Annotated in this window: 12 protein-coding genes; 8 read left to right on the forward strand and 4 right to left on the reverse strand. The window is 66.4% G+C overall.

What is annotated here, in order from left to right; genetic code table 11:
- The first annotated feature begins 85 nt into the window (after window positions 1-85).
- Window positions 86-4,372, forward strand: coding sequence for a DEAD/DEAH box helicase (locus K2O50_RS20805; protein WP_050704007.1), 4,287 nt, complete (start codon window positions 86-88; stop codon window positions 4,370-4,372).
- Window positions 4,373-4,475: 103 nt separating this feature from the next.
- On the opposite strand, the gene K2O50_RS20810 is transcribed toward K2O50_RS20805, so the two are convergent.
- A complete protein-coding gene (locus tag K2O50_RS20810) occupies window positions 4,476-4,733 on the reverse strand; it encodes a type B 50S ribosomal protein L31 (protein ID WP_028690102.1) in 258 nt (85 codons plus the stop codon).
- Between the two features lie 180 nt (window positions 4,734-4,913).
- On the opposite strand from K2O50_RS20810, the gene K2O50_RS20815 reads away from it, so the two are divergent.
- Window positions 4,914-6,533: an FMN-binding glutamate synthase family protein gene (locus K2O50_RS20815; protein ID WP_050704006.1), complete on the forward strand. Its 1,620-nt coding sequence runs from the start codon at window positions 4,914-4,916 to the stop codon at window positions 6,531-6,533.
- Between the two features lie 95 nt (window positions 6,534-6,628).
- On the opposite strand, the gene K2O50_RS20820 is transcribed toward K2O50_RS20815, so the two are convergent.
- Entirely contained in the window at window positions 6,629-8,047 is a 1,419-nt protein-coding gene (locus tag K2O50_RS20820; protein WP_050704005.1) for an amino acid permease, read from the reverse strand.
- Window positions 8,048-8,472: 425 nt separating this feature from the next.
- Here K2O50_RS20820 and K2O50_RS20825 point away from each other — a divergent pair, with 425 nt between their 5' ends.
- From K2O50_RS20825 to K2O50_RS20835, 3 genes are all read left to right on the forward strand, one after another.
- On the forward strand, window positions 8,473-11,592 hold the full coding sequence (locus K2O50_RS20825; RefSeq protein ID WP_050704004.1) for a transglycosylase domain-containing protein: 3,120 nt from the start codon (window positions 8,473-8,475) through the stop codon (window positions 11,590-11,592).
- 104 nt (window positions 11,593-11,696) lie between these two features.
- Window positions 11,697-12,230 carry a PadR family transcriptional regulator gene (locus tag K2O50_RS20830; protein ID WP_050704003.1) on the forward strand — a complete coding sequence of 178 codons (534 nt, stop codon included), beginning with the start codon at window positions 11,697-11,699 and terminating at the stop codon, window positions 12,228-12,230.
- Complete coding sequence (locus K2O50_RS20835; protein ID WP_050704002.1) at window positions 12,227-12,988, forward strand: siderophore-interacting protein; 762 nt, start codon at window positions 12,227-12,229, stop codon at window positions 12,986-12,988. The genes K2O50_RS20830 and K2O50_RS20835 overlap by 4 nt, the downstream gene beginning before the upstream one ends.
- A 157-nt stretch (window positions 12,989-13,145) precedes the next feature.
- On the opposite strand, the gene K2O50_RS20840 is transcribed toward K2O50_RS20835, so the two are convergent.
- Both K2O50_RS20840 and K2O50_RS20845 read right to left on the reverse strand, forming a co-directional pair.
- The gene (locus K2O50_RS20840; RefSeq protein WP_050704001.1) at window positions 13,146-13,772 is read right to left on the reverse strand and encodes a Pr6Pr family membrane protein; all 627 of its coding nucleotides are present in this window, start codon (window positions 13,770-13,772) and stop codon (window positions 13,146-13,148) included.
- Window positions 13,772-13,993 carry a VF530 family DNA-binding protein gene (locus K2O50_RS20845; RefSeq protein WP_028690109.1) on the reverse strand — a complete coding sequence of 74 codons (222 nt, stop codon included), beginning with the start codon at window positions 13,991-13,993 and terminating at the stop codon, window positions 13,772-13,774. Before K2O50_RS20845 ends, K2O50_RS20840 begins: the two co-directional genes overlap by 1 nt.
- Before the next feature lie 291 nt (window positions 13,994-14,284).
- On the opposite strand from K2O50_RS20845, the gene K2O50_RS20850 reads away from it, so the two are divergent.
- From K2O50_RS20850 to K2O50_RS20860, 3 genes are all read left to right on the forward strand, one after another.
- Complete coding sequence (locus tag K2O50_RS20850; RefSeq protein ID WP_050704000.1) at window positions 14,285-16,324, forward strand: TonB-dependent receptor; 2,040 nt, start codon at window positions 14,285-14,287, stop codon at window positions 16,322-16,324.
- 282 nt (window positions 16,325-16,606) lie between these two features.
- On the forward strand, window positions 16,607-17,953 hold the full coding sequence (locus K2O50_RS20855; protein ID WP_050703999.1) for a carbohydrate porin: 1,347 nt from the start codon (window positions 16,607-16,609) through the stop codon (window positions 17,951-17,953).
- Window positions 17,954-17,984: 31 nt separating this feature from the next.
- Window positions 17,985-20,396 carry a glucose/quinate/shikimate family membrane-bound PQQ-dependent dehydrogenase gene (locus K2O50_RS20860; RefSeq protein WP_050703998.1) on the forward strand — a complete coding sequence of 804 codons (2,412 nt, stop codon included), beginning with the start codon at window positions 17,985-17,987 and terminating at the stop codon, window positions 20,394-20,396.
- The last annotated feature ends 55 nt before the right edge of the window (window positions 20,397-20,451 follow it).

Here is a 20,451-nt window from a genome sequence, read left to right on the forward strand (position 1 = left end):
CGCGTGGGAGCGGGCTTGCCCCGCGATAGGCTTCCCGGACGAACGGCCCCTTGCCAATCCGCTGGCAACCCGCCATAACCCCCCCATGAACCTCCCTGCCCACCAACACCCGGTGCTCGACCTGTTCCACCCCGCCGTCGCCACCTGGTTCCGTCAGCGTTTCGCCACGGTCACCGAAGCCCAGGCCGGCGCCTGGCCGTTGATCCACGGTGGCCAGTCGATGTTGCTGGCCGCACCGACCGGCTCGGGCAAGACCCTCAGCGCCTTCCTCGCCGTGCTCGACCAGTTGTTCCGCGAGGGCCTGGCGCACGACGGCGAACTGCCGGCGCAGACCCAGGTCGTCTACGTCTCGCCACTCAAGGCGCTGTCCAACGACATCCGCCTGAACCTCGATGTGCCGCTCGAAGGTATCAGCCGACAGCTCGAACAGCTTGGCCTGAAGGCCCCGCGCATCACCACCGCCGTGCGCACCGGCGACACCCCGCAGAAGGAGCGCGCGGCCATGCGCAAGCTGGCGCCGCATATCCTGGTGACCACGCCGGAGTCGCTCTATGTACTGATGGGCTCGGCCTCGGGTCGCGAGGGACTGGCCAGCGTGCACACGGTGATCGTCGACGAAATCCACGCGCTGGCCGGCAACAAGCGCGGCTGCCACCTGGCGCTGACCCTGGAGCGTCTGCAGGCCCTGGCCGGCCGACCGCTGCGGCGTATCGGCCTGTCCGCCACCCAGCGTCCGGTGGCGCGGGTGGCGCGGTTCCTGGTCGGGCAGGAGCGCCCCTGCGCCATCGTCGATATCGGCCATGTCCGCCATCGCGACCTGGCCCTGGAAGTGCCGCCCGTGCCGCTGGGCGCGGTGATGGCCACGGATGTCTGGGACCTGGTCTACGACCGCCTCGCCAGCCTCGCCCGCGAGCACCGCACGACCCTGGTGTTCGTCAACACCCGGCGCTTGGCCGAGCGCCTGACCCGCCACCTTGGCGAGCGCCTGGGCAATCACGCCGTGGCCGCGCACCACGGCAGCCTGGCCAAGGAGCATCGCCTGGCCGCCGAGCAGCGCCTCAAGGGCGGCGAACTGCAGGTGCTGGTGGCCACCGCCTCACTGGAGCTGGGCATCGATATCGGTGAGGTCGACCTGGTCTGCCAGATCGCCTCGCCGGGCTCGATCGCCGCCTTGCTGCAACGGGTCGGGCGTTCCGGCCACCAGGTCGACGGCGTGCCCAAGGGGCGCCTGTTCCCCACCTCGCGAGACGATTTGATCGAGTGTGTCGCCCTGCTCGACTGCGTGCGCCAGGGCGAGCTGGACGAACTGCATATCCCGGTGGCGCCACTGGATGTGCTGGCCCAGCAGATCGTTGCCGAAGTCAGCAACCAGCCCTGGGACGAGCGGGCGCTGTTCGATTTGCTGCGCCGCGCCAGTCCCTATGGCCAGCTCGACGAAAGCCACTATCAGGCCTTGCTGCGCATGCTTGCCGAAGGCTTCAACGGCCGCCAGGGTATTCGCAGCGCCTACCTGCACCGTGATGCGCTGAACCACACCCTGCGCGGGCGCCGCGGCAGCCAGCTGTCCGCCCTGACCAGCGGCGGCACCATCCCGGAGACCGCCGACTACGCGGTGCTGCTCGAACCCCAGGCGCTGAATATCGGTAGCGTCAACGAAGACTTCGCGGTGGAGAGCATCGCCGGCGATATCTTCCAGCTGGGCAACGCCTCCTATCGCATCCTGCGGGTCGAACCGGGACGTGTACGGGTCGAGGACGCCCACGGCCTGTCGCCGACCATCCCGTTCTGGCTGGGCGAGGCACCGGGGCGCAGTGACGAGCTGTCCGTCGCGGTGGCCCGCCTGCAGCAGCGGATCGACCAGCAATTGCAGGCCGGCGATGGCCAGCAAGTGCGCGCCTGGCTGCAAGCGACATACGCCCTGGATGAAGGCTGCGCCGAGCAACTGCTCGACTACCTGGGGCGCACGTGGCAGGTGCTGGGCGCCCTGCCCTCGCAGCAAACGCTGGTGATGGAGCGCTTCTTCGACGAGTCCGGCGGCACCCAGCTGATCATCCATTCGCCCTATGGCAGCCGCATCAACCGGGCCTGGGGCCTGGCCCTGCGCAAGCGCTTCTGCCGTGCGTTCAATTTCGAGCTGCAGGCGGCGGCCAGCGAGGACGCCATCGTGCTGTCGCTGTCCACCAGCCACAGCTTCGCGCTGGACGAGGTATGGCGCTACCTGCACAGCCGCAGCGCAGAGCCGATCCTGGTCCAGGCCCTGCTCGATGCGCCGCTGTTCGGCGTGCGCTGGCGCTGGAACGCGGCGGTGGCGTTGGCCTTGCCGCGCTATGTGGGCGGACGCAAGGTGGCGCCGCAGATCCAGCGGATGAAGAGCGAGGACCTGGTGGCCGCCGTGTTCCCCGACCAGATCGCCTGCCTGGAGAATATCGTCGGCGAGCGACAGATCCCCGACCACCCGCTGGTGCAACAGACCCTCGACGACTGCCTGCACGAGGCCATGGACAGCGAGGGCTGGCTGGCATTGCTGCGGCGCATGGAAAATGGCGAGGTACGCCTGCTCAGTCGCGATCTGCCGGCCCCTTCGCCGCTGGCTTCGGCCATCCTCAACGCCCGGCCCTACACCTTCCTCGACGACGCGCCGCTTGAAGAGCGGCGTACCCAGGCCGTGCTCAACCGACGCTGGAACGACGTGCACAGCGCCGACGACCTGGGTGCACTGGACGGAGACGCCATCGCCGCGGTGCAGGCCGAGGCCTGGCCGCAGGCGAACAACGCCGACGAAATGCATGAGGCGCTGATGAGCCTGGGCGCCATTACCCAACCTGAAGTCGAGGATAATCCCGGCTGGCCGCAACTGCTGCTGCAACTGGCCAAGGCCGGGCGCGCCTGTCATCTGGATGCCGGGGAGCAACGCCTGTGGTTCGCCCGCGAGCGCCTGCAGGCGATGCTGATCCTGTATCCGGACGCCCGCCCGCACCCGGACGTTGCGGTGTTGCCGGGTTTCACCGATCCGCCCGACCTCGACACGGCCCTGGTCGAGTTGCTGCGCGCACGGCTCAGTGGCTTCGGCCCGTTGACCCTGGCCGAAATCATCGACCCGCTTGCACAGGCGGCGGGTAATGCCGAACAGGCCCTGGCCCGCCTGGAAGGCGAAGGCTATGTGATGCGTGGCCACTTCAGCCCAGGCCAGACTGGCCTGCAGTGGTGCGAGCGGCACCTGCTGGCGCGCATCCACCGCTACACGGTCAAGCGCCTGCGCCAGGAAATCGAGCCGGTCAGCCTGCAGGACTTCCTGCGCTTTCTGTTCGACTGGCAGCACCTGGGTGGCGAAACCCGCCTGCGCGGGCCGCAGGCGCTGAGCGAAGTGCTCGCCCAGCTGCAAGGCTTCCCCGCTGCCGCCGGCGCCTGGGAAAGCGACCTGCTGCCAGCACGGATCAAGGACTACAGCCCGCACTGGCTGGACGATGCCTGTCGCAGCGGCCAGTGGGCCTGGAGCCGACTGGCCTCCACACAATCAGCCAGTACCCTGACCAGCACGCCATTGGTGCTGCTGCCACGCGAACACCTGGGGCTGTGGCGCAGCCTGGCGCCCACAGCCGACCTCGAACAATTGGGTGCACGCGCACGACGGGTGCTGCAGACGCTGCAGGAACAAGGCGCCTTGTTCTTCGATGAACTGGCCCACGAAGCTCATCTGCTACCCAGCGAGCTGGAGACAGCCCTGCAGGAGCTGGTCGGTTCGGGCCTGGCCAGCGCCGATGGTTTCAGCGGCCTGCGCAGCCTGATAACCCCGGCGGCCAAGCGCACTTCGCGCAACAGCCGCCGTGGCCATCCAGCGCTGTCGAGCAGCATGGTCCACGCCGGACGCTGGGCACTGCTGCGTCGTTCGAGCACCGCCGTGGACAAGGACCTGCGCCTGGAACATGTGGCCCGCAGCCTGCTGCGCCGCTATGGCGTCGTCTGCTGGCGCCTGCTGGAGCGCGAGAGCGATGTGCTGCCGCCATGGCGCGACCTGTTGCGCTGCTACCACCGCCTCGAGGCCCGTGGCGAAATCCGTGGTGGGCGCTTTATCGCCGGGCTGGCGGGTGAGCAGTTCGCCTTGCCCGAAGCCGTGGGGCTGTTGCGCCAGGTACGCAGGCGCTTACCGCAAGGCGAGCTGGTAGTGGTCAGCGGCTGCGATCCGTTGAACCTGGTGGGTACCTTGTTGCCGGGGGCCAAGGTACCGGCGGTGGCGGGTAACCGCGTGCTGTACCGGGCGGGTGTCGCGGTGGCCACTCGGGTGGCGGGCAAGTACCAGTTTCTTGTCGACTCGACCGCCACCGAACAGACGCAATGGCGCCAGCATCTGTTGCGCGACACACCTGCGCTGTAGAAGGGGTCTACACAGGGTACAGCTGGAGGCATCACCATCGTGGGAGCGGCGGTGCGCCCTGCGCGACAGCGCAGCCCAAAAGGCCAGGTGATCGCCTGCAAGATCAACGCTTGGCCTGGAAACCGGCGAAGCGCTTGTTGAACCCGGCCACCCGCCCTTCGACCGTGGTCTTGCGCTGCTGCCCGGTGTACACCGGATGCGAGGCACTGGACACATCCAGCGCCACATAGGGGTAAGTCTGGCCGTCGCTGTGCACCTGGGTGCGATCTGTCTCGACGGTCGAGCCGATCAGGAAGAACACATCGGCGGCAGTGTCGTGGAACAGCACGGGGCGATAGGCGGGGTGGATACCAGCTTTCATGGGGGCAATCTCCTGCGAGTAGCGGTTACTTTATAACATATCTCATTGCGAATGATTTTCGATACCCCAACTTTCATTTTTCTCGTCCGCCCCACGCTGGCATACCGGCGCCCAACCGGGCTATGGTCGGGCTTTGCCCCAGGCCCCTGAGCCTGACCGAGCCATTCGCAAGGACACCGTATGAGCCTGTCACTCCTCAGCCGTTACGCCTTCTTCGCCGCCTGCGTGCTGTTCACCCTCGCCAGCCTGCCGTTCCTCGCCCACGACTGGTTGTGGCCGTTCACCCTGACCACCGGGGTGCTCAGCCTGATCGGCGTGTTCGACCTGCTCCAGCAACGCCACGCGGTACGCCGCAACTACCCGATCCTGGGCAACATCCGCTACCTGGTCGAGGGCATCCGCCCGGAGATCCGCCAGTACCTGCTGGAGTCCGACAGCGACGCCCTGCCCTTCTCCCGCGCCCAGCGCTCGCTGGTCTACGCCCGGGCCAAGAACGAAGCCTCGGACAAACCCTTCGGCACCTTGATCGACGTCTACGAGTCGGGCTTCGAGTTCATCGGCCACTCCATGCGCCCGGCACCGTTGGCCGACCCGGCCAGCTTTCGCGTCAGCGTCGGCGGCCCGCAGTGCACCCAACCGTACTCGGCATCGATCTTCAACATCTCGGCCATGAGCTTCGGCTCGCTCAGCGCCAACGCCATCCGGGCCCTCAACCAGGGCGCCAAGCTGGGCAATTTCCACCACGACACCGGCGAAGGCAGCATCAGCCCCTACCACCGCGAACACGGCGGCGACCTGGTCTGGGAACTGGGCAGCGGCTACTTCGGCTGCCGCACCGCGGATGGCCGCTTCGACCCCGAACGCTTCGCCGCCCAGGCGCAGAACCCGCAGGTACGGATGATCGAGATCAAGATGAGCCAGGGTGCCAAGCCCGGCCATGGCGGCATCCTGCCCAAGCACAAGGTGACCCGGGAAATCGCCGAGACCCGTGGCGTCATGATGGGTGAGGACTGTATCTCGCCATCACGCCACAGCGCCTTCTCGACCCCGATCGAGATGATGCAGTTCATCGCCCAGCTGCGTGAACTGTCCGGCGGCAAGCCGGTGGGCTTCAAGTTCTGCCTGGGCCACCCGTGGGAATTCATGGGCATCGCCAAGGCCATGCTGGAAACCGGCATCCTGCCCGACTTCATCGTCGTCGACGGCAAGGAAGGCGGCACTGGCGCCGCCCCGGTGGAGTTCACCGACCATATCGGCGTGCCGCTGCGCGAGGGCCTGCTGTTCGTGCACAACACCCTGGTCGGCCTGAACCTGCGCGACAAGATCAAGCTCGGCGCCAGCGGCAAGATCGTCAGCGCCTTCGACATTGCCAGCGTGCTGGCCATCGGCGCCGACTGGGCCAACTCGGCGCGCGGCTTCATGTTCGCCATCGGCTGCATCCAGTCGCAGAGCTGCCACACCAACAAGTGCCCGACCGGCGTGGCCACCCAGGACGCCCTGCGCCAGCGTGCGCTGGTGGTGCCGGACAAGGCCCAGCGGGTGCAGAACTTCCACCACAACACCCTGCGCGCCCTGGCCGAGATGCTCGCCGCGGCGGGCCTGGAGCATCCGGCGCAACTGGAGGCCAAGCACCTGGTGCGGCGGATCTCGGCCACCGAGATCAAGCTGTTCTCGCAGATGCACGTGTTCCTCAAGCCGGGCGAGTTGCTGACCGGCGAGGTCAATGGGCAGTTCTATTCGCGGATGTGGCAGTTGGCCCGGGCCGACAGTTTCGAGCCGCATAGCGAGGTGGCGGCCTGATCGCCCCTCATCGCGGGGCAAGCCCGCTCCCACGCCAACCCCGCGATGAGGGCCATACAAAAACAAAGCCCCGGCACTGGCCGGGGCTTTGTTCATCAGGAGGCGGTACTCGCCACGCCTTGGGCCTCTTTCGGCGCCAGGCGGAAGGTGTAGTACAGCGCCGTCAGCAGCACCAGGAATGCCGGGCCGATGTACAGGGCCACGCGGGTATCCGGGAAGTACGCCATCAGCCCCACCACCAGCACCAGGAACGCCAGCGCCAGGTACGAGCTCAGCGGCCACAGCCACATGCGGTATTTCAGCGCGTTGCGCTCGGCGGTGGTGAGCCCTGCGCGGAACTTGAGCTGCGCCAGCAGGATCATCACCCAGGTCCAGATCGCGCCGAAGGTGGCGATCGAGGTCACCCAGACGAACACCTTCTCCGGCACCAGGTAGTTGGCCAGCACGCCCAGCAGCAGCGCGGCGATCGACAGCAGCAGCGCGTTGCGCGGCACGCCGTTCTTCGAAGTGCGGGCGAAGGTGGCCGGGGCCTGGCCGTTCTGCGCCAGGCTGTAGAGCATGCGCCCGGTGCTGAAGATGCCGCCGTTGCACGACGACAGCGCGGCGGTGATCACCACGAAGTTGATGATGCCGGCGGCGGTCTTGATGCCGAGGCGCTCGAAGGTCATCACGAACGGGCTGCCCTGGCTGCCGATCTCGTTCCACGGATAGATCGACAGGATCACGAACAGCGCGCCCACGTAGAACAGCAGGATGCGCCAGAACACCGAACCGATGGCCTGGGGGATGGTCTTCTGCGGGTTGCGCGCTTCGCCGGCGGTCAGGCCGATCATTTCCACGCCCAGGTAGGCGAACATCACCATCTGCAGCGACATCAGCACGCCGGTCACGCCGTTGGGCATGAAGCCGCCGTTGCTCCACAGGTTGGAGATGCCCATGGCCACGCCGTCGTTACCGAAGCCGAAGGCGATGATGCCGATGCCGCCGAGCACCATGGCAATGATGGTGACGATCTTGATCAGGGCGAACCAGAACTCGAACTCGCCGAACGCCTTGACCGCGATCAGGTTGATCGCGCCCATGCTGCCCAGGGCCATCAGCGCCCAGATCCAACGCGGCACGTCGGGGAACCAGATGCCCATGTAGATGGCCACCGCGGTGATCTCGGCGACACAGGTCACCAGCCACAGGAACCAGTAGTTCCAGCCCGTGAGGAAGCCCGCCAGGGGGCCGAGGTAGTCTTGCGCGTAGCGGCTGAAGGAGCCTGCCACCGGGTTGTGCACGGCCATCTCGCCGAGGGCGCGCATGATCACCAGGATGGCCAGGCCGCCGATGATGTAGGAGAGCATGATGGCGGGGCCGGCCATTTCGATGGCCTTGGCCGATCCCAGGAACAGGCCGACGCCGATACAGGCGCCAAGGGCCATCAGACGGATGTGCCGTTCGCCCAGCTCGCGCTTGAGCGGGCCGCCCTGGACGGACTCGTCGGGGGCAGGATGGTTGCCGACTGGCATAGCAATACAACCTCATTTTGTTATTGGATTTGACCTTCGTGCAGCACCGGCCGCGCCGATAGGCGGGGCGTCGTCTCGCCAGGCCGCCTTGTGGGCGGGCCTGTCCACCGGGCGCGGGGCGCCGGCGGGTCGAAGGGGGCGAGCAGTATAGGAAGCCACTTGCAGGGCTTTTCACTATATACAGCGGGATATTTGGCGAGAATTCTCGGCAAAAAGCCCTTCACCGGAGGGGCATTCTGGCCTCGCTCCGCCCATGCACAGGAATGGGGCAGCTACATTAACAACATTGCCGAAGAATGGAAGTCGCACCAAAGGCGCATGTTCATACGCGATTGCTAGAAGCTTCTTACAAATTTTTCACCAAACTGGGCCAGCGTCTAAGCTTCAGACAAGTAACGCGAAAACACTTGGCCGGACTTAAGACTATGGGCGCACTGTGGCAATCGGAACCAACCGGAACGGAAGCACCCAAAGCACCTCAGGCTGAAGCCCCCTTGCCCAAGACCCCACGTCAGCGCCGCCTGTGGTGGCGCCTGATCCTGCTCATCCTGCTGATCGGCCTGGTCGCGGTGGGCCTGGCAGCCTACGACGAGTTCCAGACCTCACGCCTGCAATCGCGCGAGTTCAGCCGCCTGGCCGGCACCCTCACCTACGCCCTGGAGCCCGGCCCGAGCGACGCCATCGTCTACCCGGGCGAGGGCCCCTTCGACAGGCGCCTGGGCTACAGCGCCCTGGGCGAGTTCCTGCCGCGACTGCTCAAGCGCGACTACCTGATCAACCAGCAGGTGCGTTTCTCCCCGGCGCTGATGAACTACGTCGATCACGGCCTGTTCGTGCCCTACGTGGAGAAGATCCAGGCCGGCCTGTCGATCACCGACTGCCGCGGCGACATGCTCTACCAGTACAACTACCCGCAGCACCTGTACCCGAACTTCGCGGCGATCCCGCCGGTAATGGTCAACAGCCTGCTGTTCATCGAGAACCGCGACCTGCTCGACCCGAAGGACCCGCAGAACAACCCGGCGGTGGACTGGCCGCGTTTCGCCAAGGCCGCCTACAGCCAGGTGGCCAAGTACCTGGCGCTGCCCGGGCAGTCGGCCGGCGGCAGCACCCTGGCCACCCAGCTGGAGAAGTACCGGCATTCGCCCGACGGGCTGACCGTCTCGGGCGCCGAGAAGATCCGCCAGATGATTTCCGCCAGCGTGCGCGCCTACCAGGGCGGCCCGGACACCACCGAGGCCCGCGAACGCATCGTGCGCGACTACCTCAACAGCGTGCCGCTGTCGGCGGTACCCGGTCACGGCGAGGTGCACGGCATGGCCGAGGGTCTGCGGGTGTGGTACGGCGCCGACTTCGACCAGGTCAACCAGGCCCTCACCTCCACCGCCAGCGACGAAAAAAGCATGGGCGAGCGCGGCCTGGCCCTGCGTCAGGTGCTGTCGCTGATGATCGCCCAGCGCCGCCCTTCGCACTACCTGTCCAAGGGCCGCATCGAGCTGGCCGAGCTCACCGACTCACACATCCGCGTGCTGGCGGCAAACGGCATCATCGAGCGCCCCCTGGCCGACGCCGCCCTGGCCAGCAAGGCGGTGTACCGCGATTGGGTGGCCCAACCGACCATCGTGCCGATCATCACCAACAAAGGCATCAGCTTGGCCCGCAATCGCCTGGCGGCCATGCTCAACCGGCCGCTGTACGACCTCGACCGCCTCGACCTGTCGGCCACCAGTACCCTGCAGGCCGACCTGCAGGTGCAGGTCAGCCAGTACCTGAAGAACCTCGCCGACCCGGAGTTCGCCGCGCAGATCGGCCTGATCGGCGAACGCCTGCTCACCGCCAAGACCACCGACCAGGTGAGCTACAGCTTCACCCTGTTCGAACGCACCGCCGACGGCTCGCGGGTGCGGGTGCAGACCGACAGCACCAACCAGCCCTTCGACATCAACGAAGGCAGCAAGCTCGAACTGGGCTCCACCGCCAAGCTGCGGGTGCTGACCACCTACCTGGAAATCATCGCCGAGCTGCACGACAAGTACGCCGGCAAGCCGGCAGCCGAGCTGAAGAAGGTCCCGGTGGCCGAACTCGACCGCCTCACCCAGTGGTCGCTGGAATGGCTGATGCAGAACAGCAAGAACCAGAGCCTGGACGCCATGCTCGACGCGGCGCTCGAACGCAAGTACTCGGCCAACACCGGCGAGGCCTTCTTCACCGGTGGCGGCATGCATGTGTTCAACAACTTCCGCAAGGAAGACAACAACCGCAACCCGACCCTCAAGGATGCCCTGCGCGAGTCGATCAACCTGCCGTTCATCCGCCTGATGCGCGACATCGTGCGCTACGTCACCTACCAGCAGCCGTTCAACCGCGAACCACTGCTCAGGGACGACAGCGACCCGCGCCGCCAGGAATACCTGGCGCGCTTCGCCGACCGCGAAGGCTCCAACTACACCATGCGTTTCTGGAAGAAGTACCAGCGCAAGACCTCGCAGCAGCGCCTGGACACCTTCCTCGACAGCATGCGCGTGACCCCGCAGCGCCTGGCCGCGGTACACCGCTACCTGTTCCCCGAGGCCGGCCAGGAGACCTTCAACGCTTTCGTCCGCGCCCACAGCAAGGAAGACAAGAAGGCCATGGCCAAGCTCACCGACGGCCGCCTGGTGGAGATGTACGAAGCCTACGGCCCGGGCAAGTACGACCTGCCCGACCAGGGCTATATCGCCAAGGTCCACCCGCTGGACCTGTGGCTGCTCGGCTACCTGCTGAAGAACCCCGGCGCCTCGCTCAAGGACGCCCTCAACGCCAGCCGCTTCGAGCGCCAGGAGGTCTACAGCTGGCTGTTCAAGAGCCGCCACCAGGGCGCCCGCGACAGCCGCATCCGCACCATGGTCGAGATCGAGGCGTTCACCGATATCCACCAGCGCTGGAAGCGCGTCGGCTACCCGTTCGATCACCTGGTGCCGTCGCTAGCCACCGCCATTGGCAGCTCCGGCGACCGCCCGGCCGCGCTGTCCGAACTGGTCGGGATCATCCAGAACGACGGCGTGCGCCTGCCCACGCTGCGCATCGACACCCTGCACTTCGCCCAGAACACCCCCTATGAGACGCAGCTGATCAGCGACCCGGACCGTGGCCAGCGGATCCTCCCAGTGGAAGTCGCCCGGGCGCTCAAGGGCGCCATGTCGCAGGTGGTCGACGCCGGCACCGCGCGGCGCATCTCCGGCAGCTTCAAGCTGCACGACGGCACCCCGCTGGTGATGGGCGGCAAGACCGGCACCGGCGACAACCGCATCGAAAGCTTCGGCGCCGGCGGCCGGTTGATCGGCTCGCGTTCGCTGAACCGCACCGCGACCTTCGTGTTCTTCCTCGGCGACAACCACTTCGGCACCCTCACCGCGTTCGTCCCGGGGCGCTCGGCAGAAGCCTTCACGTTCACCTCGGCGCTGCCGGTTCAGGTGCTCAAGGGCATGGCGCCGATCCTCATGCCGTACCTGGAGCCGGGCAACCCCACCGCCTGCAAGGCGCCGCAGGTGACGGGCCAGTCCTGAACCATCAAGAAATTAGATGATAATCATCTGCATTTGAAGGCTTGTCTTTAGATATATCTTGAGTAATATCTTACGATATATCTAAACAGACGGAGCCCTTCCCCATGCGCGACCACGACCCCTTCGAACGCCGCCCCGGCCGCGGCGAGCGTGGCCCGCGGGTGTTCGCCCCGGGCGACCTGAAGCTGCTGATGCTGTCGATGCTGGCCGAGCAACCCGGCCACGGCTACGACCTGATCCGCCAGATCGAGACCCTCTTCGACGGCAGCTACAGCCCCAGCCCCGGGGTGATCTACCCCACCCTCAGCTACCTCGAGGAAGCCGAGCTGGTCACCGGCGCCATCCAGGGCAGCAAGCGCCTCTACGCCATCACCGATGCCGGCCGCAGTGCCCTGCAGGAACAGGCCGTCGCCCTCGACGGCGTGCGCATGCGCATCGAGGTGAGCAAGCGTGCGCTGCGCGGCCACGACCGGCCGCCGGAAATCCACGAAGCCGTCGGCAACCTGCGCCACGCCCTGCACATGCACAGTGGCCGCTGGACCAGCGAAGAGATCGAGCGGGTGCGCAACCTGCTCAACGACACCGCCAAGGCCATCGCCTCCGGGCCGGCCACCCCTGTTACGGAGAACACCCCATGAGCGACACCATTCATCGCGTCAACCACGAGATCCGCCAGCGCCGCCTCGAAGTGCTGCGGGTCACCGACCTCACCCCACGCATGCGCCGCATCACCCTCGGTGGCGCGGAGCTGGCCGGCTTCACCAGTGTCGGCACGGACGACCACATCAAGCTGCTGTTCGCCTGCACGCCCGAAGAGCAGCAGGCCATCGACGCGCGCCACCTGGGCCGCGACGGCGGCGCCCGGCCGACCATGCGCGAATACACGCCACGGCGCATCGACCTGGTGAACAACCAGCTGGATATCGATTTCGTCCTGCATGGCGACGGCCCCGCCTCTACCTGGGCAGCCCAGGCCGCGCCTGGCCAGACCCTGGACATCGCCGGCCCGCGGGCCTCGATGGTGGTGCCGGATATCTTCGACAGCTACCTGCTGATCGGCGACGAGACGGCGATCCCGGCCATTGCCCGGCGCCTGGAGGAACTGCCGGCGGGCCGCCAGGTGCTGGCGGTGATCCAGATCGAGGACGAGCAGGAGCGCCAGGCGCTGACGAGCAAGGCCCAGGTCGAGGTGATCTGGGTGCGCCGGCACCAGGAAGATGTGCTGGAACGGGTCAAGCACCTGGCGTTGCCCCAGGGCCGGTTGTATGGCTGGGTGGCACTGGAGAAGGCACTGACCCGCCAGGCCAAGGCGCTGCTGCTGGAGAAAGGCGTGCCCGAGGATGCCCTCAAGGCAGCGGCTTACTGGCGAGCTGACGGTACCGTCGACAACGAATGATCAGAATCTGCACACCCCGGTGTAGGAGCGGCCTTGTGCCGCGAAAGGGCCGCGCAGCGGCCCCGGGGTCTCAGCGCCAGGTCAGAAATTGCTGGGGCCGCTGCGCGGCCCTTTCGCGGCACAAGGCCGCTCCTACACGGGTTGCATATCGGCAACCTCACGACAGCCTGCGCCAGCGATCCAACCCCAACAATACCAACCCGATCCCCCAGAACCCCGCCAGCACCATCAGGGCATTGCCCAGCACCTGCCCATATCCCAACCGTGCCACATCGATGAACGGGTAGGGATAGACCCCGATCTCATGCCCGCGCAACAGCACGAAGGCGAAATACAGCGCCGGGTACAACGTCCAGGCCGCCAGGTGCCAGAGCCGCAACCGCCCCTTGGGCACCTCCAGCCACCAGTACAGGACGAACACCAGCGGCATCACATCGTGCAGCAGTTCGTCCGCCAGCCACTGCCAGCCCTGGGGCTGCCACAGGTGGCGCAGCAACAGGCTGTAGGCCAGCGCCACCAGCAGGATGCTCGCGGCGATGCACGCGCTCACCGCCGGCGACAGGAACCAGCGCCTGGCCGCCGACTCGCGGCCGAACGCGGCCTGGCTGAGCACGGTGGCCACCAGTGTGTTGCTCAATACGGTGAAATAACAGAACAGGTTGACCAGCCCGCCGATCAGGCTGGCCTGCTCCTGCCAGCGCGCCAGCAGCACCAGGTACAACTGGATCGCCAGGCCGGTCCAGCCGAGGACGGCCGCCAGGGTCAGCCAGGGGCGGCGCGCCATCAGCCTTTGCGCTGCAGCTTCACATACAGCTGCTCGACCTTTTCCCGTGCCCACGGGGTCTTGCGCAGGAAGGTCAGGCTCGACTTGATGCTCGGGTCGCTCTTGAAGCAGCGGATGTCGACGCGCTCGGCCAGGCCTTGCCATTGGTAGTGCGCCACCAGCTCGGTGAGGATCTGCTCGAGGGTCTTGCCGTGCAGCGCGTTGTGATTGGCCGTGCTCATGCCAGTGCTCCAGGTTCGGGAAGGTGCGCACCTTACACGAGTGTAGTGGGGTAGTGGCATCTGCAGCCTGCCTGTAGGAGCGGCCTTGTGCCGCGAAAGGGCTGCAAAGCAGCCCCGGCGATCTATGCCATGGCCACGATCCTGGGGCCGCTTTGCGCCCCTTTCGCGGCGCAAGGCCGCTCCTACAGGGTAAACGCGCCACCTCACAAAGTACTGGCCAGTGGCAAACAGCTTGTGATGAAATGTTATAAAGTAACCAATGACAATTCTGCCAAGGAACGCCACATCCCCATGCGTCACACGCCGCTGTACCTCTCTCCCCTTGCCGTCGCGCTCTGGCTGGCCTCCACCTCCAGCCAGGCCGTCGAACTGCAACCCCAGGTGATCACCGCCAACCCGCTGGGCAACGCCCAGCTGGCCGCGCCCAGTACCGTCCTCGAAGGCGACGACCTGCTGCAACAGCAGCACGGCAGCCTCGGTGAAACCCTCAACAAACAGCCTGGCGTCGCCTCCACCTGGTTCGGCCCCGGCGCCAGCCGCCCGGTGATCCGCGGACTGGACGGCGACCGTATCCGTATCCTGCGCAACGGCGTTGGCGCCCTGGACGCCTCGTCGCTGTCCTACGACCACGCCGTGCCACTGGACCCGGTGACCGTCGAGCGAGTCGAGATCGTCCGCGGCCCGGCCGCCCTGCTGTATGGCGGCAACGCCATCGGCGGCGTGGTCAACACCTTCGACAACCGCATCCCCGACTCGCCCATCGACGGCATCCACGGCGCGGGCGAGCTGCGCTACGGCGGCGCCGACACCACCCGCAGCAGCGCCGGCAAGCTGGAGGCCGGCAACGGTGCCTTCGCCCTGCACCTGGACGCCAACAGCCGCCAGTTCAACGACCTGCGCATCCCCGGCTACGCCCGCAGCTCGAAGGTTCGCGATGCCGACGAGCCCGGCAGCAAGCATCGCCTGAAAAACAGCGATGGGCGTCAGGACGGCGGTGCGATCGGCGGTTCCTACCATTGGGACCATGGCTACACCGGCCTGTCCTACAGCCGCTACGACAGCAACTACGGCTCGGTGGCCGAGCCCGGCGTGCGCCTGGACATGCAGCAGGACCACTACGGCTTCGCCTCGGAACTGCGCGACCTCGACGGGCCGTTCAGCTCGGTCAAGGTCGATGCCGGCTACACCGACTACCAGCACCGCGAGATCGAAAGCGGCGAGGTGCACACCACCTTCAAGAACAAGGGCTACGAGGCGCGCATCGAGGCCCGTCACCAGCCGCTGGGCCCGGTCGAGGGGGTGATCGGCGCCCAGGTCAGCCGCAACGAATTCTCCGCGCTGGGCGAGGAAGCCTTTGTCCCGCACACCGACACCGACAGCCTGGCGCTGTTCCTGCTCGAGCAATGGCAGGCCAGCGAACGCCTGAACCTGAGCCTGGGCGCGCGCCTGGAACACACCCGGGTCGATCCGGACGCCAAGGGCAACGAGAATTTCGCCGGCGCCGACAGCGCCAGCAGCTTCAACGCCTTCAGCCTGTCCTCGGGCGCGGTGTACCAGCTCGACCCGGTCTGGTCGCTGGCCGCCAACCTCGGCTACACCGAGCGCGCGCCGACCTTCTACGAGCTGTACGCCAACGGTGCCCACGTGGCCACCGGCGCCTACGAGATCGGTGATCCGAACCTGAACAAGGAAAAGGCCATCTCCACCGACCTGGCCCTGCGCTTCGACAACGGCACACACAAGGGCAGCGTCGGCGTGTTCTACAGCCACTTTCGCAACTACATCGGCCTGATCGGCACCGGCAACCTGCGTGAAGGCCATGATCACGACCATGACGATCATGACCACGATCACGACCACGGCGATATCCCCGAGTATGCCTACCAGGGCGTGCGGGCACGCTTCTACGGCATCGAGGCCCAGGACCGCTGGCAACTGCTGGAAAACCGCTACGGCAGCTTCGCCCTGGAACTGTCCGGCGACTACACCCGGGCCAAGAACCTCGACAGCGGCGAGCCGCTGCCGCGCATCGCCCCGCTGCGCCTGAACAGTGGCCTGGTCTGGGAGCTGGACCGCTGGCAGGCGCGGGTCGATGTACAGCACGCCGCGTCACAGCAGCGCAAACCGGCCAACGAGACCCGCACAGACGGTTACACCACCCTCGGCGCCAGCCTGGGGTATCGCTTCGACATCGGCCAGAGTGAATGGCTGGCCTTCGTGCGCGGCGAGAACCTCACCGACCAGACCGTGCGCTATGCCAGCTCGATCCTGCGCGATATCGCGCCGGCGCCGGGGCGTAGTGTGCAGGTAGGGCTGCGTACTTCCTTCTAAGGTTCCTCTGTGGGAGCGGGTTTACCCGCGAATGCGGTAGTGGATTCAACATTGCATTCGCGGGTAAACCCGCTCCCACATTGGCCCGGCACTTCGAACTGTTACCCCATCAGCAACAATCCCCTGCGACATTTTGTCTTTTTTTCTTACAACTTCCCCTATATCCTCCCCGCCGCAAGCTGAATCGCTTCACTCGTTTCCCAACGCAGTCATTTCCCTTCGAAGATCTCGCACTTCGTTGCGCTTGCCGTTTCCTCAACAATCAAAAGATAGCGCTATCTCATGCTCCAGCTGCCCAATACCCGCTACTCCGGCCTCGCCCTCGCCACCCTGCTCGGCGCCCTGTCCCCCACCACCAGCGCCAGCGAGATGTTCGCCAAGGACTCGCCGTGGATGCTCGGCGACTGGGGCGGGACCCGCAGCGAGCTGCTGGAGAAAGGCTACGACTTCACCCTCGGCTACACCGGCGAGATGGGCAGCAACCTGCACGGCGGCTACAGCCATGACCGCGCGGCACGCTACAGCGACCAGTTCACCTTCGGCGTGAACATGGACCTGCAGAAGATCCTCGGCTGGCACGACACCGAGTTCCAGCTGACCGTCACCGAACGCCACGGCGACAACATCAGCAACGACCGCATCAACGACCCGCGCGTCGGCGGTTTCACCTCGGCCCAGGAAGTCTGGGGCCGTGGCGAGACCTGGCGACTGACGCAGATGTGGATCAAGCAGAAATACTTCGATGGCGCGCTGGATGTGAAATTCGGCCGCTTCGGCGAAGGCGAGGACTTCAACAGCTTCCCCTGCGACTTCCAGAACCTGGCCTTCTGCGGCTCGCAAGTGGGCAACTGGGTCGGTGGCATCTGGTACAACTGGCCGGTCAGCCAGTGGGCCCTGCGCGTGCGCTACAACCTGAACGACGAACTCTACGCCCAGGTCGGCGTGTTCGAGCAGAACCCCTCCAACCTCGAGAGCGGCAACGGCTTCAAGCTCAGCGGCAGCGGCACCCAGGGCGCGGTGATGCCGATCGAACTGGTCTGGAGCCCACGGGTCAATGGCCTGAAAGGGGAATATCGCGCCGGCTACTACTACAGTAATGCCAAGGCACAGGATGTACTCAAGGACAGCAACGGCGCGCCAGCCGCCATCAGCGGCGCCGCCTACCGCAGCAGCTCGAGCAAGCATGGCCTGTGGCTGGGCGCCCAGCAGCAGGTGACCGCGCTGGCCTCGGACCAGTCGCGTGGCCTGAGCCTGTTCGCCAATGCCACGGTGCACGACAAGAAGACCAATGCCATCGACAACTATGTGCAGGCAGGTGTGGTTTACAAGGGGCCCTTCGATGCCCGCGCCAAGGACGACATCGGTTTCGCCCTGGCCCGCGTGCACGTCAATCCCGGCTACCGCAAGAACGCCCGCCTCATCAACCAGGCCAACGGCCTGGACGACTACGACAACCCCGGCTTCCTGCCCGTGCAGGACACCGAGTACAGCGCCGAACTCTATTACGGCATCCACCTGGCCGACTGGCTCACCGTGCGTCCGAACCTGCAGTACATCCGCCATCCGGGCGGGGTGTCGCGGGTCGACGACGCCCTGATCGGTGGCCTGAAGATCCAGAGCAGTTTCTAACCCGACCCTTTCACACTACGGAGAACAGACGATGAGCACTGACGGTGCCAAGAATGGAACCCGCTGGCTACCGCGCCTGATGGGCGTATTGCTGCTGCTGATGGGCCTGGCCCTGCTGGCCGGCGGCATCAAGCTGAGCCAGTTGGGTGGCTCGCTTTACTACCTGATTGCCGGTATCGGCTTCGCCCTGTCCGGCATCCTGCTGCTGGCCAAGCGCCGTATCGCCCTGGGCCTGTATGGCCTGGTGCTGCTGGGCAGCACCGCCTGGGCGCTGCTGGAAGTCGGCCTGGACTGGTGGCAGCTGGTGCCACGCCTGGCCATCTGGTTCGCCATCGGCGTGGTCCTGCTGCTGCCGTGGGCGCGCCGCCCGCTGGTCGGCCCGGCGTCGAAGGTCAACACCGCCCTGCTCAGCGTCGCCGTGGTCGCCTCCGGCGCCACCGCCGTGGCCAGCCAGTTCACCCACCCGGGCGAGATCCGTGGCGAGTTCACCCGCGACAACAGCGAGATGGGCAGCGCCGCCCCGGCCATGCCGGACGGTGAATGGCAGGCCTACGGCCGCACCGAGCACGGCGACCGCTACTCGCCGCTGCGCCAGATCACCCCGCAGAACGCCTACCGCCTGGAAGAGGCCTGGCGCATCCGCACCGGCGACCTGCCGACTGAAAACGACCCAGTGGAGCTGACCAACCAGAACACCCCGCTGAAGGTCAACGGCATGCTCTATGCCTGCACCGCCCACAGCCGCCTGCTGGCCCTGGACCCGGACACCGGCGCCGAGATCTGGCGCTACGACCCACAGGTCAAGAGCCCCACCGGCACCTTCAAGGGCTTCGCCCACATGACCTGCCGCGGCGTCTCGTACTATGACGAGAACAGCTACGTCAGCCGTGACGGCAGCCCCGCGCCGAAGATCACCGACGCAGGCCAGGCCGTGGCCCAGGCCTGCCCGCGCCGTCTTTACCTGCCCACCGCCGATGCCCGCCTGATCGCCATCAACGCCGACACCGGCAAGGTCTGCGAAGGCTTCGCCAACCAGGGCGTGATCGACCTGACCCGCGGTATCGGCCCGTTCACCGCCGGTGGCTACTACTCCACCTCGCCGGCGGCGATCACCCGCAGCCTGGTGATCATCGGTGGCCACGTCACCGACAACGAATCGACCAACGAGCCGTCCGGCGTGATCCGCGCCTACGACGTGCACGACGGCCACCTGGTGTGGAACTGGGACAGCAACAACCCGGACGACACCAAGCCCCTGGCCGACGGCAAGTTCTACAGCCGCAACTCGGCCAACATGTGGTCGATCGCCAGCGTCGATGAAGACCTCGGCATGATCTACCTGCCGCTGGGCAACCAGACCCCCGACCAGTGGGGCGCCGACCGTACCCCGGGCGCGGAGAAGTACAGCGCCGGCATCGTCGCCCTGGACCTGGCCACCGGCAAGGCGCGCTGGAACTACCAGTTCACCCACCACGACCTGTGGGACATGGACGTCGGCAGCCAGCCGACCCTGGTTCACCTGAAGACCGATGACGGCGTCAAGCCGGCGGTCATCGTGCCGACCAAGCAAGGCAGCCTGTACGTGCTCGACCGCCGCGACGGCACGCCGATCGTGCCGATTCGCGAGATCCCGGTACCGCAGGGCGCCGTGAAAGGCGACCACACCGCGCCGACCCAGGCCCGCTCCGACCTCAACCTGCTCGGCCCCGAGCTGACCGAACAGGCCATGTGGGGCGCCACGCCGTTCGACCAGATGCTCTGCCGCATCCAGTTCCGCAGCCTGCGCTACGAAGGCCAGTACACCCCGCCGTCCGAGCAGGGCAGCCTGGTCTACCCGGGCAACGTCGGCGTGTTCAACTGGGGCAGCGTGTCGGTCGACCCGGTGCGCCAGATCCTCTTCACCTCGCCGAACTACATGGCCTTCGTGTCGAAGATGATCCCGCGCGAGCAGGTGGCCGAAGGCAGCAAGCGCGAAAGCGAGACCAGCGGCGTGCAGCCGAACGCCGGCGCGCCGTACGCGGTGACCATGCACCCGTTCATGTCGCCGCTCGGTATCCCGTGCCAGGCGCCAGCCTGGGGCTATGTGGCGGCCATCGACCTGTTCACCAACAAGGTAGTGTGGAAGCACAAGAACGGCACCACCCGCGACAGCACCCCGGTGCCGATCGGCATGCCGGTGGGCGTGCCGAGCATGGGTGGCTCGATTGTCACCGCCGGTGGCGTGGGCTTCCTCAGCGGCACCCTGGACCAGTACCTGCGCGCCTATGACGTGAAGAACGGCCAGGAGCTGTGGAAGGGCCGCCTGCCGGCAGGCGGCCAGGCCACGCCGATGACCTACACCGGCAAGGACGGCAAGCAGTACGTGCTGGTGACCGCCGGCGGCCATGGCTCGCTGGGCACCCGCATGGGTGATTACATCATCGCTTACAAACTGGCCGAGTAAGCCTCATCGCGGGGCAAGTCGAGGCGCCGAACCGCCGCTCCCACGCAGCCTGTAT

Source organism: Pseudomonas sp. 2hn (assembly GCF_019646095.1).
Taxonomy (GTDB): Bacteria; Pseudomonadota; Gammaproteobacteria; order Pseudomonadales; family Pseudomonadaceae; genus Aquipseudomonas; species Aquipseudomonas peradeniyensis.